This is a genomic window from Paraflavitalea pollutisoli (assembly GCF_029360705.1).
Lineage (GTDB): Bacteria > Bacteroidota > Bacteroidia > Chitinophagales > Chitinophagaceae > Paraflavitalea > Paraflavitalea pollutisoli.
This window is the reverse complement of record NZ_JARKMX010000008.1, coordinates 4,022,148-4,039,795: the sequence shown is the minus strand read 5'-3', so window position 1 is coordinate 4,039,795 and position 17,648 is coordinate 4,022,148. Positions and strand designations below refer to the sequence as shown.

Annotated in this window: 16 protein-coding genes; 12 read left to right on the top strand and 4 right to left on the bottom strand. The window is 49.6% G+C overall.

The window, feature by feature from the left end; translation table 11 throughout:
* Positions 1–54 precede the first annotated feature (54 nt).
* From P2W70_RS29695 to P2W70_RS29675, 5 genes are all read left to right on the top strand, one after another.
* Positions 55–1,656: a hypothetical protein gene (locus P2W70_RS29695; protein ID WP_276485211.1), complete on the top strand. Its 1,602-nt coding sequence runs from the start codon at positions 55–57 to the stop codon at positions 1,654–1,656.
* Between the two features lie 281 nt (positions 1,657–1,937).
* Positions 1,938–2,510 carry an RNA polymerase sigma factor gene (locus P2W70_RS29690; RefSeq protein ID WP_276485210.1) on the top strand — a complete coding sequence of 191 codons (573 nt, stop codon included), beginning with the start codon at positions 1,938–1,940 and terminating at the stop codon, positions 2,508–2,510.
* Positions 2,511–2,717: 207 nt separating this feature from the next.
* Entirely contained in the window at positions 2,718–3,224 is a 507-nt protein-coding gene (locus P2W70_RS29685) for a hypothetical protein (RefSeq protein WP_276485209.1), read from the top strand.
* A gap of 150 nt (positions 3,225–3,374) precedes the next feature.
* Positions 3,375–4,796: an FAD-binding oxidoreductase gene (locus tag P2W70_RS29680; RefSeq protein WP_276485208.1), complete on the top strand. Its 1,422-nt coding sequence runs from the start codon at positions 3,375–3,377 to the stop codon at positions 4,794–4,796.
* 145 nt (positions 4,797–4,941) lie between these two features.
* Positions 4,942–5,517, top strand: coding sequence for a hypothetical protein (locus tag P2W70_RS29675; protein ID WP_276485207.1), 576 nt, complete (start codon positions 4,942–4,944; stop codon positions 5,515–5,517).
* A gap of 69 nt (positions 5,518–5,586) precedes the next feature.
* Here the strand turns inward: P2W70_RS29675 and P2W70_RS29670 are convergent, their stop codons facing one another.
* A complete protein-coding gene (locus P2W70_RS29670; protein WP_276485206.1) occupies positions 5,587–6,126 on the bottom strand; it encodes an LOG family protein in 540 nt (179 codons plus the stop codon).
* 184 nt (positions 6,127–6,310) lie between these two features.
* Here P2W70_RS29670 and P2W70_RS29665 point away from each other — a divergent pair, with 184 nt between their 5' ends.
* The 6 genes from P2W70_RS29665 (at position 6,311) to P2W70_RS29640 (ending at position 13,237) form a co-directional block, all read left to right on the top strand.
* Positions 6,311–7,768 (top strand): sodium:solute symporter, encoded by a 1,458-nt coding sequence (locus tag P2W70_RS29665; RefSeq protein WP_276485205.1) that lies wholly within the window; start codon positions 6,311–6,313, stop codon positions 7,766–7,768.
* A gap of 192 nt (positions 7,769–7,960) precedes the next feature.
* Positions 7,961–8,659 (top strand): LOG family protein, encoded by a 699-nt coding sequence (locus P2W70_RS29660; RefSeq protein WP_276485204.1) that lies wholly within the window; start codon positions 7,961–7,963, stop codon positions 8,657–8,659.
* A 262-nt stretch (positions 8,660–8,921) separates the two neighbouring features.
* A complete protein-coding gene (locus P2W70_RS29655) occupies positions 8,922–9,560 on the top strand; it encodes an O-methyltransferase (protein ID WP_276485203.1) in 639 nt (212 codons plus the stop codon).
* A 5-nt stretch (positions 9,561–9,565) separates the two neighbouring features.
* Entirely contained in the window at positions 9,566–10,828 is a 1,263-nt protein-coding gene (locus tag P2W70_RS29650; RefSeq protein WP_276485202.1) for a glucosaminidase domain-containing protein, read from the top strand.
* Positions 10,829–10,831: 3 nt separating this feature from the next.
* Complete coding sequence (gene hpt / locus P2W70_RS29645) at positions 10,832–11,368, top strand: hypoxanthine phosphoribosyltransferase (protein ID WP_276485201.1); 537 nt, start codon at positions 10,832–10,834, stop codon at positions 11,366–11,368.
* Between the two features lie 114 nt (positions 11,369–11,482).
* Entirely contained in the window at positions 11,483–13,237 is a 1,755-nt protein-coding gene (locus P2W70_RS29640; protein WP_276485200.1) for a vWA domain-containing protein, read from the top strand.
* 287 nt (positions 13,238–13,524) lie between these two features.
* Here P2W70_RS29640 and dnaJ read toward each other — a convergent pair whose 3' ends face one another.
* Both dnaJ and P2W70_RS29630 read right to left on the bottom strand, forming a co-directional pair.
* Positions 13,525–14,685, bottom strand: a complete 1,161-nt coding sequence (dnaJ, locus tag P2W70_RS29635) for a molecular chaperone DnaJ (RefSeq protein ID WP_276485199.1) — start codon at positions 14,683–14,685, stop codon at positions 13,525–13,527.
* Between the two features lie 14 nt (positions 14,686–14,699).
* The gene (locus P2W70_RS29630; RefSeq protein ID WP_276485198.1) at positions 14,700–15,257 is read right to left on the bottom strand and encodes a nucleotide exchange factor GrpE; all 558 of its coding nucleotides are present in this window, start codon (positions 15,255–15,257) and stop codon (positions 14,700–14,702) included.
* Positions 15,258–15,643: 386 nt separating this feature from the next.
* Here P2W70_RS29630 and P2W70_RS29625 point away from each other — a divergent pair, with 386 nt between their 5' ends.
* A complete protein-coding gene (locus tag P2W70_RS29625; RefSeq protein ID WP_276485197.1) occupies positions 15,644–16,816 on the top strand; it encodes a class I SAM-dependent rRNA methyltransferase in 1,173 nt (390 codons plus the stop codon).
* 388 nt (positions 16,817–17,204) lie between these two features.
* Here the strand turns inward: P2W70_RS29625 and P2W70_RS29620 are convergent, their stop codons facing one another.
* A complete protein-coding gene (locus P2W70_RS29620; protein ID WP_276485196.1) occupies positions 17,205–17,552 on the bottom strand; it encodes a T9SS type A sorting domain-containing protein in 348 nt (115 codons plus the stop codon).
* Positions 17,553–17,648: the final 96 nt, after the last annotated feature.

Sequence of the window (17,648 nt, the reverse complement as noted above, 5' to 3'; positions counted from 1 at the left end):
CGGTTGCGTGCTATAGCGAAGGATCCAAGATAACAGCTAACCTAAACCGTTGTAATGAATCAACGCGTCAGTAAATCTGAACAGATTCTGGTTTTTGCCGGGTCTTTGTTATTCTTTCTTTGTAGCCTGGCGGCCAATTTCTCTGGTCCGCACGATTCTATCGGATACCTGAATGGTATGGTGAAAGGTGATCCGCTGTTCCATCCCCATCACTTATTATATCATTACGTTACTCACTACTGGCTGGTATTCATACAGGCGCTGCTGCCCGCTGTAAAAGACTACTACCTGGTAGAAGTTTTTACGGCGCTTTGGGGAGCCGGCAGTTTAACCATTGTCTACAGTTTTTTCCGCTACCGGTTCAGCATGCCGGTGATGCATTCACTGATCAGTATCACCGTGGTGGCTTTCTCCTTTGGCCCGTGGTTTTACAGTACCAATATTGAAGTATATGCGCCGCCAATCTGCCTGTTACTGGCGGCGCTCTATATCCTTACCCGACCGGATTGGCGCAGCGGAGATATCTGGAAGGTGAGCCTGCTGCATGTGTTGGCGATCCTTTTTCACCAGGTGCATGTATTATTTGCGCCGATTGTGTTGTACAAGTTGTGGCGGGAAAGGAAGAAGTGCCCGATGTTGCCCGATCTGCTGAAATATGCTGCTACAGGAGTTGTACTGGTAGGAGGGGCTTACTTCCTGATCGGCTGGGTGGTGCTGGAGCAAAATTCTACCACGTTGTGGATGAACTGGCTGGAAGGTTATGCCCAACAGGAAGCACACTGGAAACCGTTGAACAGTAAAACGCCTTTTCTCGTGGCGACGGGGTATTCGCATGCCTTCGTTGGTGGTCACTTTGTATTTCGCATCGCCCCCGTGGAGCAATACCTGAAGACGAGTTTATCTACCCATTCGCTTGGCGACGAAATGTACCTCGTACGTAACATGTCGCAGGGAGTGGCCATGGTATTGGGCGTTCTATCCCTGCTTTTCGGTTTGCTGGTACTTTCGCTGCTGATCCGGTTTGTACGTAATTACCGAAAGCTGAACGCAACTCTGGGTGGTGTAGTGACACCGTTGATGCTGGCGGGCATTATCTATTCGGTATTCTTTACTTTCTGGATGCCCGAGATCCTCGAGTTCTGGATATTCCAGGTATACCTCGTGTGGCTGTTGCTGCTGGGAGCTTTTCTGTATGGTGGCCAGGGGATCCCCGCAGCCAATGGTATTGGGCGGGTGAAGCCACCTACCGTAGTCGCGATCATTAGCTTGCTTCTGTTCTGCATCAACTATTTTGGTAGTATCCGTTGGTTGCGCGACCTTGACAATGATCAATACTTTGCCAAGATCAAACCTGTACGAGAAGTCATCAGGGAAAAGGATATGATCTTGTTGCAGGATGGTTGGCAATTGCGGGATTTCTTCAAATACTATCTCGATAAAACGGCTTTTGAGGTGCCTGCTGCCGATTCGTTGCGGCACCTTACGGACGAAGCGGTGCGGCAAACGATCGTCCAGGGTGGCCGTATCTATATCTACACCGAGGCCAGCCATTACCAGCCGCAGGGCACTGTTTACATCGATTCGCTGCTGAAGGCATACCCAACCCGGCAAAGGGTATTGCCAGACGCTACCGCCAAGATTGTGGTAGTGGAATAGGCCGGGCGCCTGATATGGCTGTTACAGGTTGCAGTATCGCCTTACTTTGTTTAAGGAAGTAAAGTTGTGCTGCCAATAATTTGAACATAATACCATAAATACTATGGATTGCTTACTTTAATAGTGAGCATCTCTCTCGTTGTAACTTTCCCAACCGATCCCAATATCTGTCTGCCAAACCGGGCTTTATCCTAGGTAAATAATTGTCATTACTGCTCTCCGGAGAATCCGGCGACCATCGTTGTTGGTTCAATTATACAATGGTTTAAATCCCTGTTACAATGGCTGCCACTGCAGATAACAACCTGATACCCGCTTTTCACCAGAATGACCTCCAGGCCTTACGTGTCATCGTTCGCGAACATTTTCCTTCCATGGTGGAGTATGGGAGGCAGCTGATCAATCATGGGACCGAAGCGAATGAGATTGCTGTCAATACCTTCATCAAGCTGATTGCCATGCGCCGCAATTTTAAGTCTATGGCGGATATCAAGGCCTTCCTGCTGATAACGGTCAGAAATGCCTGTTATGATTATCTCTCCTGTCCGGCTGAAGACCGGCCCTCGAAAAAAGATATGCTTACGCTCGATGAGTTGTTTCATGGTTCTACGGGAACCATGGCATTGATGATCACTTCCGAAATGCTCCTTAACCTGTATGAAGGCATCAATAAACTCAAAGATCAATGTGCTGAGGTTTTCCGTTTATACTTCTACAATAAGATGTCTACGGCAGATATAGCCCGCCAACTGGACCTTCCGGTAAAACTGGTACGCATGTACAAAACGAAGTCCATCAAGACAATCAGGTCTTGCCTGGCAGCGGACCTTACCATAACACTGTCCCTTAATTGAGAATTGTCAAAACTGAATACATTTTGTATTGACCCCGGGTACTATTTTTGAAGATAGTATTGTGGAAGGCTTGTGGTATACCGGCTGAACCCACAATTCTTGGTATATTTGAGAATACCTGCGCTATGTGTAGGCAGCTATGATCCCACCTTGAAAACTACGCACGGATAACTTTACACTGAACCTGGAAGTACAAACCTTATCTATATGAACCAGGATATGAATAGACAACCGGAAGGTCGGTTGCTATGCCATCATTATTTGTTTCACCGGCTTATCCAGGAGGATATTGCTTCCTTCCTTCAATGGATGCACTGGGAGTCGCCCGACTCGCTGTTCAAATTGTATCAGTTTTCACAAGACAGTCCACAGATCCAATTGATCACCTGTATCGATAGCCATCACCGGGCTATAGGATTATTAACGGTCTATCCTCCTTTATTGACGGTGCTTAAATCGCAGTATAAGCTAACGGAGGGGGAATACTACCTGGAAAACTTGCAACTTTATTCAGTACAGTCATGGGATGTGCGTGACCTGGCCCACCTGCTATTGTGCTATATGCGCTACCTAATCAATGAATTGCAATGCCATACCCTTTACTGGGAAATTCGTCGCGAGGACCAACAGTTCAGAACAGCGGCAGAGTTGGCGGGATTTACCCGGGTGCTAAGCGAAGAACGCTTGTTTGTATTGTACGCTTATGCAGGTTGATCTTTTCCTGAGTAGTCCTTAGAGGGGGCGTTGGTGCAGAGAAACGCAGGATAATCACTCAATTATCCAACTTGGCGTCATTATTTTAGGGGCGTTCTTTTCCATCTCCCGCAATTATCCGACTTTTGAGGCCCTTTTCAACACAAATACATGGAAACAGTGGCTACACAGGGTACCTTGACAGCAGCGCTCATTGACCAGTTCCGTCAGATTGCAGGCGCCGAATTTGTCCTGCTCGATGAAGAATCCCTCAACAATTATGGACATGATGAAACGGAGCACCTGATGTTCCCGCCAGAAGTGGTGATCCGTCCACGTTCTACCGAAGAGATCAGTGCGATCATGAAGATTTGCAACCAACATACCATACCGGTAACGCCCCGCGGTGCTGGTACGGGCCTTAGTGGTGGTGCACTTCCTCACCTTGGTGGTGTACTCATTTCTACCGACCGTATGAACTCCATTCTCAACATCGATGAAAGGAACCTGCAGGTGATCACCGAGCCGGGTGTGATCACGGAAGTATTGCAGAATGCGGTGAAGGAGAAGGGCTTGTTTTACCCACCCGATCCCAGCAGCCGCGGCTCCTGTTTTATCGGTGGTAATATCGCGGAGAACAGTGGTGGTCCCAAGGCTGTAAAATACGGTGTGGTGAAAGACTATGTGCTCAACCTCGAGCTGGTACTGCCCAATGGCGATGTGATCTGGACGGGTGCCAACGTATTGAAGAATTCTACCGGCTATAACCTGACCCAATTGGTCGTGGGCAGCGAAGGCACCCTTGGGATCGTTACCAAGATCGTGCTGAAACTGATCCCCCTGCCTAAATATGATCTGCTGATGCTGGTTCCTTTCCAGTCGCTGGAAAAGGCCAGTGAAGCGGTGAGCGCCATCTTCCGTGCCGGCTTCGTGCCCAGTGCGCTGGAGTTGGTAGAGATCGATGCCCTCCGCATCGTGAGCGCTTTTGTCGATAGCTCGGCAGTGCCTGTGACCGAAGGAACAGCTGCTCACCTCATCATCGAAGTGGATGGTAATCACCTCGACACTCTGATGGTGGAAATGGAAACGATCGGTGAGTTGCTGGTCAACTACGATGCCGGTGAACCTTTCTTTGCAGATGACGCCGCGCAGAAAGCGGAGTTGTGGAAACTGCGCCGCCGGGTAGCAGAGGCAGTGAAGATCGACGGTTATACCATCGAAGAAGACACCGTAGTACCCCGTGCCGAACTGCCTGCGCTGATCAGGGGGGTAAAGGAGCTGGGTATTCAGTATAATTTCAAAGCGGTGTGTTACGGTCATGCCGGTGATGGCAACCTCCACATCCGTATCAAGAAAGAAGGGATTGCCAATAGCAACGATGATCCGGAAGTGATTGCCGGTATCCGGGCTTTGTTCAACCTGGTACATGAGCTGGGAGGGACGATCAGTGGTGAGCACGGCATTGGATTGCTGCAGAAGAACTATATCGATATCGTTTTCAACGAGACCCAGTTGCAGATCATGCGGGGTATAAAGAAAACCTTCGATCCCAATAACATCCTGAACGCCGGTAAGATATTTGACCTGGCTTAGGGTGGTTGCGGAGGCTTTTGGTGGGTTTGCGTTCAACAAAAGAAGCGCTGACCTGTTAAAAATGCCTAAATATCTATATCACATATTATCAATACAAAGGCCCCTGTATATTTGCAGGGGCCTTTTATTTACAAAATCCAACGTTATGAACAGGAAATATCTCATGCTCGTGGCACTGCTGGTTACGCTATTCCAACTTTCCGCCAGTGCACAGGACCAGGAGGATGAATCCTCCCGCGGTTTCGATAAGAGTAAACTATTCTTCGGTGGCACCTTTGGATTGGGATTTGGCAGCAACCAAACCCTGGTGAATGTATCGCCACAAGTGGGGTATCGCTTTAACCGTACCCTGGCAGCCGGCGCCGGTGTCAACTTTATTTACTCCAGCTATCGCTACAGGTGGAGTGTGCCGGAGTACAAAGAGAATTATGGTGTGGCAGGATTGAATGTATTTGGCCGGATATACCCGATCGATTATCTCTTCCTACAACTGCAGCCGGAGGCGAATTATAGCTGGGGCAAGTTCAAATTTTATGATGACCGGGAAGATCAGAAACTGCCAGGGAAGATCGTACCTTCTTTACTGGGTGGAGCCGGTGCTGCCATCCCCGCAGGCAACGGTGCTTTCCTGATCATGGTGCAATACGACCTGCTGCAGAATGAACGTTCTCCGTATGGCAACAGGGCGTTCTACAATTTTGGTTACAACTTCGGCTTCTGATCGAGCTGGTTGATATAGACAAAGCCTGGCAGTACTGCCAGGCTTTGCTGTTAAATGATGTTTCGGTGATTAGTTCAGCTTGTTGAATACCTCCACCGGGTTATCGCACACGATTATCCTTTCACTCACTCCTTCGTAGAGGAAGCCATCCTTTTCCATTTGCTTCAGGTGCAGGATGAGGTGGTTGTAAAAGCCTGCCGAGTTGAGCAGGTAGATCTTTTTATCGTGGATCTTCAATTGGTTCCAGGTAACCATCTCAAACAATTCATCGAGGGTACCGAACCCGCCGGGTAATACAATGGCGGCATCACACATTTCATACATCATGCGTTTGCGGGTGTGCATGTCGGATACAACGGCGAGCTCTGTGAGCCCTTCATGCTGGTGTTCCCATTCGATGAGCAGTTTGGGGATCACGCCCATCACTTTTCCGCCTTGCGCCAGTACGGCATCGGCGATGGTGCCCATGAGACCGGTCTTGCCGCCGCCGTATACGAGCTTCACTTTCAGCATGGCAAGCAGCTTGCCCAATTCTGCTGCATGTTGATTGAACAATGGGTTGTTGCCTGGCTTCGATCCGCAGAAAACCGCTGCAGCTTCAATATTCATAATCGCGTGTTAATATTTTAATGCGGAGGTGCATCCTTTCCTTTTCGGGGTCCGGGCGTAGTGAAACTGGCCAGGGTTGGGCACTTCGGCGCAGCTAAGATAAGCGGGAAAGCCTTCCGGTAACAAACATTTTTATTATCTTAAAACCTCATTCTGCTGTATGTTTGTTTACTAATAATTATCTATGTCCCCTACATTGCTGTTCTCCTTTGTTATTGGGTACTTCCTGGTGTTGCTGGTGGTGGCTTACTTTACCTCCCGCAATTCCAACAATGATTCTTTCTTTATCGGTAACCGCAACTCCAACTGGATGCTGGTGGCTTTCGGTATGATCGGTACATCGCTCAGCGGTGTAACCTTCGTGAGCGTGCCTGGTGCAGTGGGTAGGGAATCCTTTGCCTATTTTCAGATCACCCTGGGTTACCTGATCGGCTACCTGGTTATTGCCTATGTGTTGCTGCCATTGTATTACCGGCTCAACCTGACGTCGATCTATAACTACCTGAGTTCCCGTTTGGGTTTCGTTTCCTATAAAACAGGTGCCAGTTTTTTCATCTTGTCGCGTACGCTGGGTGCTACTGCCCGCTTATACCTGGTAGTCGCTATTTTACAGGATGCTATTCTCAACAGTTTCAACGTTCCCTTCTGGTTGACGACACTGATCATCCTCATCATGATCCTGTTGTATACTTACGAAGGTGGCGTGAAGACCATCGTATATACCGACACGCTGCAAACGACCTGTATGCTGGCTGGCCTGGTGATCTGCGTGGTCTACATTCTAAAGACGATGGACATCTCGTTGGGGCAAAGTTTGCAGGCGATGGGAGAGCGGGGCTATTCGAAGATCTTCTTTACCGATCCGGGCAGTAAATATTTCTTCCTGAAGCAGATTGCTGCCGGTGCCTTTATCACCATCACGATGACGGGTATGGACCAGGAGATGATGCAAAAGAACATCTCGGTGAAGACGCTGAAGGATGCGCAGAAGAATGTGGTGACTTTGTCGCTGATCATGTTGGGCGTTATTCTGCTTTTCCTGGTATTGGGTGGATTGCTGCACCTGTACGCAGCGCAGGAAGGTATTACGGCTACGGGAGATAAACTGTTCCCGACAGTTGCTTTGCAGCATATGCCGCCGGTGATCTCTGCCATCTTCATCATTGCGCTGATCTCCGCCCTTTTTCCCAGTGCCGATGGGGCCATTACGGCGCTTACTTCTTCTTTTTGCATCGATATATTGGGTATGCAACGCAATACCACCTGGTCGGATGCCGATAAGAAGAAGACCCGACAGTATGTGCACCTGACCTTCGCGTTGGTATTCCTGTTGCTGGTAATGGTATTTAAATGGGTCAATAACCCGAGTATGATCGGTGTGATCCTAAAGGTGGCTGCGTATACCTACGGTCCGCTACTGGGGCTGTTCAGCTTTGGTATCCTGTCCAAAAGAGTGGTAGAAGATCGGCTGGTGCCCATCGTGTGTGTGTTGTCGCCCATCATCTGCTTTATCCTGGATAAATACCAAAAACAATTGTTTGGCTCCTTCGAGATCGGTCTGGAGTTGCTGATCATAAATGGTCTGTTAACTTATGTAGGCCTGCTGCTGATCTCGAGAAAAACAAGCCCTCGCATAAACTAATTCTGACATTCATACGTTAATTTAATAAGATCACACGAGGTGATCTGCGTGATGCCATCCTCTCCGGATGGCATCATAGTCTGTAGCCCGGTTGTTTTGCCACGTCTTCTTCGCTGATCGATGCATGCAGGTGAGCCTGTAGGTAGGAATACGTGTCATTACCGGTATTTAGAACCCTAAACATGTATGTGTATGAATGGAACCATCAAGATCTCCAAGCAACGTCGCTGGTCCGAATCCAAAGCTCATTCAAGCTGGCAGATATTTAAGATCATGGCCGAATTTGTGGACGGCTTCGAAACCCTCGCCAAACTGGGACCCTGTATCTCTATCTTTGGGTCAGCACGCACCCAACCCGGGCATCCCTATTATGAACTGACCGTCGATGTGGCCCGTAAGCTGGCAGAAGAAGGTTTTGGCATCATTTCGGGGGGTGGCCCCGGCATTATGGAAGCGGCCAATAAAGGTGCTCAACTCGGCGGCGGTAAGTCGGTAGGCCTTAATATCGAGCTCCCCTTCGAGCAGCACTCCAATCCCTATATCGACCGCGATGCCAATCTGCAGCATGAATATTTCTTCGTTCGTAAAGTAATGTTCACCAAATATGCGCAGGGATTTGTGATGATGCCTGGCGGTTTTGGCACCATGGATGAATTCTTTGAAGTGGCTACCCTGATCCAGACCGGCAAAATGTCGCCCGTACCCCTGATCCTCGTAGGGTCGCAATATTGGGGCGGATTGATCGACTGGATGCAGGAGACGATGCTGCAGAAATCGAACAATATTTCACCTAATGACTTGGATCTGCTGAAGGTGGTAGATACGCCGGAAGAGGTGGTGGAGCATGTGCTGCAGTTTTACACCAAACATCCTTTACAGCCCAATTTCTAGGCTGCTGGCAGCGATGGCTGGCTAGCCGGCCGTGGGGAACGGTACACACCATTTTTATTTGCCCGTGACGCGGGATGGCATCGGCCTCCGGGCGGTTGGCCTGTTTCAGCCTTATCGACCTCATAAAAAGCCCTGCAGGCGGCCTTTTGGCCTCTTTGCGGGGCTTTTGCTTGTTAATATTATGTTTTTTAGGGGTTTTTCGATGCGGAATCCTTGAAACCCTTTGTCTGTCAATCACTCATGCTTCGTATTTTTGTCCCTGATGGACATTATCCCTCCCCAGGTACTGGAATATGCCGATCAGTTCACTTCCCCGGAAGAAGAGCTGCTGCAACAGGTGGCTGCCGATACGGTGGCAAACCATTCGCATGCCCATATGCTGAGCGGCCACCAGCAGGGCAAGTTCCTGGAAATGATCAGTACCCTGCTGCAGCCACGCCGCATTCTCGAGATCGGCACTTTTACCGGCTACAGTGCCTTGTACCTGGCCAAGGGCTTACAACCCGATGGCGTATTGCATACCATTGAGTTGCGAGCTGAAGATGCCGCCGTATCGCAAGCCAACTTCGATCGGTCGAATGATCGGGAGAAGATAATTTTGCACACGGGAAATGCGTTAGAGATCATTCCTACCCTTACAGAAACCTGGGACCTGGTATTCATTGATGCGGATAAGGTGGGCTACTCGGATTATTATGAATTGGTGGTGCCGCGGGTGAGACAAGGAGGGGTGATATTGGCAGATAATGTTTTATTTCACGGTCAGGTGCTTGAACAGCCCATTACCGGTAAAAACGCGAAAGCAATCCAGTCATTTAATGAACGGGTACAAAAGGACCCCCGCGTAGAAAACGTGCTGGTCACGATCCGCGATGGCTTACTGATGATCCGAAAAAAATAGCATTCATGTCATTAAAAAGATTCTTGGTTCTATTACCGCTGCTGGCAGCATTGTGTGCAGGTGCTCAGAAAAGTGAAGATATTGCCAGCTACATCAATCAGTACAAGGAAATGGCCATGCAGGAAATGGTAAGAACAGGTGTACCTGCTTCCATCAAGCTGGCCCAGGGTATCCATGAAACGATGGCTGGCAAATCGGACCTGGTGCTTAAATCCAACAACCATTTCGGTATCAAATGTAAAACTGCCTGGACCGGCGATAAGGTGTACCATGATGACGATGCCCGGGGGGAGTGTTTCCGCAGTTATTCCTGTTCGGCCGACTCCTACGCCGACCATTCCAACTTCCTGAAAGGCAGCGCCCGTTATGCATTCCTGTTTCAGCTCGATCCTACGGATTACAAAGGCTGGGCTTTTGGTCTCAAGAAAGCAGGCTATGCTACCAATGTAAAATATTCGCACATCATTATCAAGCTGGTAGAAGACTACAACCTCAACCAGTATACCCTGTTGGCACTGGGTAAGGTGGCGCCCCAGGAAGAGATCCTGACGGGCAATCCCGTACGTCCTGCACAAGGCGACAATACCCTGGCTGGTGGCCCGGCGGTGATCGCACCCTTCAATAGCGTGGAAGAAGATGTAAAATCGCTTCCCAAGATCACCTATCCCGCAGGTGAGTTTTCCATCAACAATACCAAAGTGGTGTATGTGCCGGCAGGTACGGCCCTGTTTGCGGTGGCCCAGCAGTACGATGTATCGTTGCGCCGGTTGATGGATTTCAACGACCTGAAGCGGGAAGATGTGCTGGTTAAGGGGCAACTGTTGTTCCTGCAGCGCAAACGCAAAGTGGGCGCCAGCGAAAAACACATTGTGCAGCCGGGTGAAAGCCTGTATGATATCTGCCAGGCAGAAGGTCTGCGTTTTGAATCCCTGCTGGAATACAATCACCTCGGCGAGCGTGAAGCCCCGGCACCTGGTGAAGCGCTTTACCTGCAGGAGAAAGCGCCCGGCAAACCCCGCCTGGCCAGCGAGGTGAATGTAGTGGCCATGCAACAACTACCGGCTACACCCGAGCAAACGGAAGCCGCTCCCGCCCGCCCCACCACACAGGTCGGCAATGCCGCCTTTACCCATACCGTTCAAACCAAGGAAACGTTGTACAGCATCGCCCGTAAATACAATATCACCGTCGAGCAATTGAAAGATTGGAATAAATTGACGGGATATGAATTGAAGATCGGACAGGAACTGGTCATCTACAAAAACTGATCTATGAGTATTATTCGCGTACACGACAAACAGTTTGAGCCCTACCTGACTGCCAGCGAGATCAATGCCCGCATACAGGCGCTGGCGAAGCAATTGGATACAGATTATGCTGGCAAGAAACCTTTGTTCATTGCCATCCTCAATGGGTCATTCATTTTTGCTGCCGACCTCTTCAAAGAGGTGAGTATCGATGCGGAGATCTGTTTTATCAAACTGGCTTCTTACAAAGGGACCAAATCGAGTGGTCAGGTCATTACGGCTATTGGTCTGGATACCGACCTGTACGACCGCCATGTGGTGATCCTGGAAGATATTGTCGATACCGGTAAAACCTTGAGTGAGTTTTTGCCCCAGTTACATCATCAGCAGCCAGCCTCGCTCAAGATCGTGGCATTGCTGCACAAGCCTTCTGCCACCGTATTCCCTATTCCCATCGACTACCTGGGTTTCGCTATTCCGAATAAATTTGTGGTAGGATATGGCCTCGATTATGACGGTTTGGGCCGAAATATCCGGGAAATCTATAAATTGGTAGAATAGAATATCATCAGCGGCAACTTAAAGCGTTGAATTATATAAGATTTCAGGGGAAAATATCGTTATTAGCCTGATATGATCGCCTGTTTCAATGCACGAGTACTAAAAAGCCCCTTGTTGAAAATAACTGCTGCCATATCCTTATTGTTATTAACCGTGTCGCCGGCCATGGCGCAGTATTATTTGCGGGGGGAAGTGAAGGATGAAAAGAGCAATACGCTTTCCAATGCCAAGATATTTTTGCATAGTACCCGCTATGTCTATTATTCAGGCAGCAGCGGTTCTTTTGGTATCACTTCCACTCATTTGTCCGACTCGGTTACCATTTCCCTCGAAGGCTATCAACCCGTGAACACCCGGCTCGAAACGGCGAAGTTCAACACCATTGTGTTGAAAACGTTGTATTCCACTGCGACTTTGCAACGCAATCGTCTCGTATCATTCACCCGCAACCTGCATCCCGAAGACCGTAACAAACGCACCATCACCGGTGAAACTTACAGTTCCCTGGTAGAGAATGATTTTATATCGGCCCGTAAATACCCGGAAACCGGCTGTGCTATACATACCGACAAAGCTTCGTACAGCAATATCCGTCGCTTTCTGGGCATGAACACAACGGTGCCTACCGATGCCGTGCGGGTAGAAGAACTGCTCAATTACTTCAGCCTCGATTATACCACACCACCCGCCGACAGTACGTTTGCTTTCAAATCCTTTTTGTCCGATTGCCCCTGGAATACGGAAAGCAGGTTGCTGTATGTGCATGCCAGTGCCCGGAAGATCGATCCCGAGAAAGTGCCTCCGTCTAACCTGGTCTTCCTGATAGATGTGTCGGGCTCTATGGATATGCCCAACCGCTTACCCCTGTTGAAATCGGCCTTTAAGCTGCTGGTCGATAACCTGCGGGACAAGGATACGGTATCGATTGTGGTGTATGGCAGTGCCGTGGGGGTATGGTTGATCCCTACCTCAGGTATCGAGAAAGAAAAGATCCGCAAGTCGATCGAAGACCTGTACCCTGGCGGTTCTACGCCCGGCGAATCTGGTATCCGTACGGCTTATCGCCTGGCCAAGAGCCAGTTTATTCCCGGTGGCAACAACCGGGTGATCCTGGCTACCGATGGCGATTTCAATGTGGGCCAAACCTCCGAGGAGGAACTGGAGAAAATGATCACCCAGCACCAGCAATCGGGCATTTACCTTACTTGCCTGGGGGTGGGCATGGGTAATTACAAAGACTCGAAACTGGAGATACTCGCCAAAAAGGGCAATGGTAATTTTGCCTACCTCGATAATGAAAAGGAAGCGGAGAAAGTACTGGTGAAAGAATTTACCCAAACCTTGTACACCGTTGCCGACGATGCTTTTCTCAATGTTTGGTTCAACCCCTCGGTGATCAAGGATTACCGATTGATCGGTTTCGACAACAAGGTCAATGCCCTGGCCGATTCACTGAGTGAGGTAGAGGGTGGGGAAGTAGGTTCGGGGCATTCACTGCTGGCGATGTTCGAGCTGACACCACTGAGTCAATCGCTCGATTGGGGACATGCGGAAGACGGGCTGGCGAAAGTGACACTGAACTACAGAACACCAGGCGATTCCCTGGTTCGTCAAACGGGGTATGTATCGCCCCTGGCCTATACTGTTTTTAATGAACTACCCAATAGTTATCGGTTTGCCACGGCAGTGACCATGTTTGCCGGTATCCTCAAAAACTCTCCTTTCATGCGCCAGATCAGTTGGAACGATGCCTCGTCCATCGCCACGCAGGCGCACAATCCGCAGGATGCGATCCAGGCGGAATTCCTCACGATGATCAGCAAGGCCAAAAAGATCTACGGCAATCGCCGTAAGCGAAAAGCTGAATAACAGCCATCATCTTATTTGATCCGGAAAAGGTGGCACCCTCGTGCCGGCAACCTAAGGCCTTTTACTGTTGCTTGTCAAAGTGTGCAGGTAAATGATGTATGCTGTGGCAACCTGTATCGGCCCGATTGAGTGAGAGCGACCGGGAAAAGGTCATGGAGCGCAGGTATGTGGGCTACCATTGCTGAAATAGTTGTGGCCTGGAATACACCGACCTATCCTGATCCTATTGAGCCACAAGGCGGGTAAAATAAAAAAGCCGGATCTAAAGCGATCCGGCCTTTCGTAGGTTAGGAGAACATCTCCCGCACCTTATCGAAGAAGTTCTTATCCGATTTGTCGGGCTGTGGCTTGAAGTTGGGCGAGTTGTTCAGTTTCTCCAACATCGCTCTTTCTTCAGCGGTCATATGCTGCGGCGTCCATACATTGATGTAGATGAGCTGATCACCTTTTTCGTAGGAGTTTACACCGGGGAATCCTTTGCCTTTGAGGCGGAAGATCTTTCCACTCTGTGTACCGGCCGGGATCTTGATCTTGGCGCGGCCATCGATGGTGGGAACTTCGGCATTGGTACCGAATGCTGCGTCGGGAAACGAGAGGTGCAATTCGTAGGCAACGTTGAGGCCATCGCGGTGCAGCTCCTTATGTTGTTCCTCTTCGATCAGGATGATGAGGTCGCCGGGAGGGCCACCGCGTTCGCCGGCATTACCCCTGCCGCCTACGCTGAGTTGCATGCCTTCCTGTACACCAGCCGGGATGTCGATGGTGACGGTTTCTTCACTGTAAACCCGTCCCTCACCTTTACAAGCCGTACACTTGGCGGTGATGGTCGTGCCTTCGCCATTACAGGTTGGGCAGGTGGTCACGGTTTGCATTTGCCCCAGGAAGGTGTTGGTCACCTTACGCACCTGGCCGTTGCCGCCACAGGTTCCGCAGGTCTGTACACTGTTCTTATCCTTGGCACCACTGCCGCTACAGGTAGAGCAGGGTACGTATTTTTTTACTTTGATCTGCTTGCTGCAGCCTTTGGCAATCTCTTCATAATTCAACTTCAGCTTGATGCGCAGGTTGCTGCCGCGAACGCCGCGGGCACGCTGACCACCGCCACGACCACCTCTGCCGCCACCGCCGCCAAAGAAGTTACCAAAGATATCATCACCGAATATGTCTCCAAACTGGCTGAAGATGTCGTCCATGTTCTGGCCGCCACCATGGCCACGACCATTGCCGAGACCGGCATGTCCAAAGCGGTCGTATTGAGCGCGTTTGTCGGCATCGCTCAATATTTCGTAGGCTTCTGCAGCCTCTTTGAATTTCTCCTCGGCTGCTTTATCGCCTGGATTACGGTCGGGGTGGTACTGCATCGCCACCTTGCGGTAGGCCTTCTTGATCTCATCGGCAGAAGAGCCTTTGGCTACGCCCAGTACTTCGTAATAATCTCTTTTCGACATTGTCTGTTATTGTGTTATTTACCTACTACAACTTTGGCAAACCGGATGATCTTGTCATTCAGGTAATAGCCTTTCACCACTTCATCTACAACCTTACCCTTCATATCTTCTGTGGCAGCAGGTATCTCGGTGATCGCTTCCTGTGTATCGGGGTTAAAATCGGTACCGATGGTTTGCATGGCCTTGAGGCCTTTTGCCTGCAGGGTATTCTTCAGTTTGGTGAACACCAACTGTACGCCTTCTTTGATTACTGCCGCATCGTTGCTGGTTTGCAATTGCTTATCGGCCCGGTCAAAATCATCGATCACCTCCAGCAGGGAAACAATCACATCCTTTCCGGCAGTCTGGATCAATTCCAGCCTTTCCTTGGCCGTTCTTTTGCGGAAATTATCGAACTCGGCAGCCTGACGCAGGTATTTTTCCTTCAGCTCCTGCACTTGTAATTGCAGCTTCTCTATTTCGTCTTCGTTGGCAACGGGCTCATTCAGGTGGGTAGAGCCGCTCACGCTTTCATCGGTATTGATGTCGATGGGTGTACCGTTCTCCTCGTTATAAGTATCCTTTTCTGTCATAGGTTTATGTGTATTTTTCTCGTTCAAAAACTGCAAAATTGGCGGATTGGCACCTTTGGGAAGGCTACCTGTCACGCCAAACTGTAAAAATACGTGTTTTGCTTAGCAAAGCCATGAGTGGCAATTATTTTGCCATAGGGGAACCAAGGTCAAAAAGGCAGAAAGACAGCGCTTAAAAAGACAAAATGGACGCCCGTTGCAAGTGTGTTTGGCAGTCGCGGGGCAGCCTCTTTTTGCAGGCATGTAGCTATTGCCCGGGTATACTATACGGCAGGGAGGCAAGGAAGGGTGTAGGAGGTTCTCAGGCATATGATAATCATATGGTTAGGATTCCAGCTTGCAACAGAGCGGCACGGAACCCGAAACCTTTTCATACATTTGCGCCCATGACAACCGCGATTCTCAAGAAGAAGATCAGCCCCCGTGTGATCAATGGACATCCCTGGATATTTGGAAATGAAGTAAACCTGATCGATGGCGATGCAAAACCAGGCGATGTGGTAGAGGTATTGTCGCATGACAAAAAGTTTATCGGTAAGGGGTATCTGAATCCGCAATCGCAGATCCCGGTTCGTCTGCTCACCCGCGACAAGCAGGAGCAGGTAAACGATGAGTTTTTCTATCGTCGCCTGAAGCAGGCCTGGGAATACCGGAAACAGCTGGGGTATGTAGAGAACTGCCGCCTCATTTTCGGCGAAGCCGATGGGTTGCCTCAGCTCATCATCGATAAATTCAACGACTATTTCGTGATCCAGACCCTGGCACTGGGTATAGATGTATGGAAGCCCGCCATCGTCGCGGCGCTCGAAAAGATCTTCAAACCCAAAGGTATTTATGAAAGGAATGATGTGCCCGTACGCGAACTGGAGGGCTTGCCCCAGCAAAAGGGATTCCTGTCGGCACCTTTCGACACGAATATCGTGATCAATGAAAACGGACTCAAGTTCAATGTAGATATAGAAAACGGACAGAAGACCGGTTATTTCCTCGACCAGCAGGACAACCGCCGGGCTATTCAGCACATTGTAAAAGGCGCCGATGTATTGGGTGCCTTCACCTATACCGGTACCTTCGAAATCCATGCTGCTCATTACGGCGCCAAAAAAGTGCTGGGACTGGATATTTCTGCCAAAGCCGTAGAGCAGGCCAACCGCAATGCCGAGTTGAACGGGGTCGATAAGATCTGTAAGTTCGAATGCGTGAATGCTTTCGATGTACTGAAGATGTGGGCCAAGGAAGGCCGTCAGCACGATGTGGTGATGCTCGATCCGCCCTCTTTCACCAAGACCCGTGACAATATTCAAAAAGCGATCACCGGTTATAAAGAGATCAACCTGCGGGGTATGAAACTGATCAAGCCCGGTGGTTTTCTCGTTACTTCCAGTTGTACCAACCTGGTTCAGCCCGATCTCTTCCTCGAGATCATCCAAATGGCTGCCAAGGACGCACGCCGCCGCATCCGGCAGGTGAGTTTCCTGACGCAATCGGCCGACCACCCCATTATCTGGGGCTGGGAGAATACTCATTACCTGAAATTTTTGATCGTGCAAGTGCTGTAAAGAAAGTTCCGGGGCATTCAGGCAATCCCGTCGTATGACGGGGCATCGGGGCAAAGCCATGTAGTTCAGCTAAAGCTCGCCGGGTCACTGGTTCCGCTGCTGTTGGCAACCGTATAGGTTGCAAAAGCGTGGCTGGTACCCGCATGAACTATGGATGAGGCGGTCAAGCAGCGCCGTGCCAGGCGCGACAGACTGTACTTGCAGCATAGATGCAGCGCCTCTATATAAGGCCGCTATAACTCCGCTCTATGTCCGCTGCATCTCCGCTGTATCTCCGCTGCATCCTCTTGTAGGGCGTACATTGTCAATGCTTTAGCTATAAAACAGGGGTACAGGCATAATAATGCCAGGCAGGCAGCGCCTGTTGATCACTTAAAAACGACTATAATTACTTGGAAACCTGGAATTTACCAGCTTCGATGAGCCGACCGGCCTTATCGCGCAACTGGAAGATATAGATACCCCGGAAGAAATCGTTCAGGTTCACCACTGTTTTTGGGTTGATCTCGGTGACCTCGTAAACTTTCTTGCCTGGTAAGTTGAAGATTTGAAGTGTATAAGTTTTATCGTATCCGCGTTGAAAATCAAAGGTTATAAAAGATGTTGCCGGGTTGGGGTAGAACTTGATGATCTTGGTTATAGGTTCCCCCGGCGGACTCGAAGGATTGGTCCGCTCCTGGCTACTCGCCGTGAAAACTAATATGAGGATAAAGGATAGTGTGTAAATAAGCTTCATGCAGATGCTATTTTACGGATAATATCCAAGATATTCCCTTTTAACTAAAGTTACAACTCATTTGCTTAAAAAATCCGGGGTAGGAGATCATTCTAC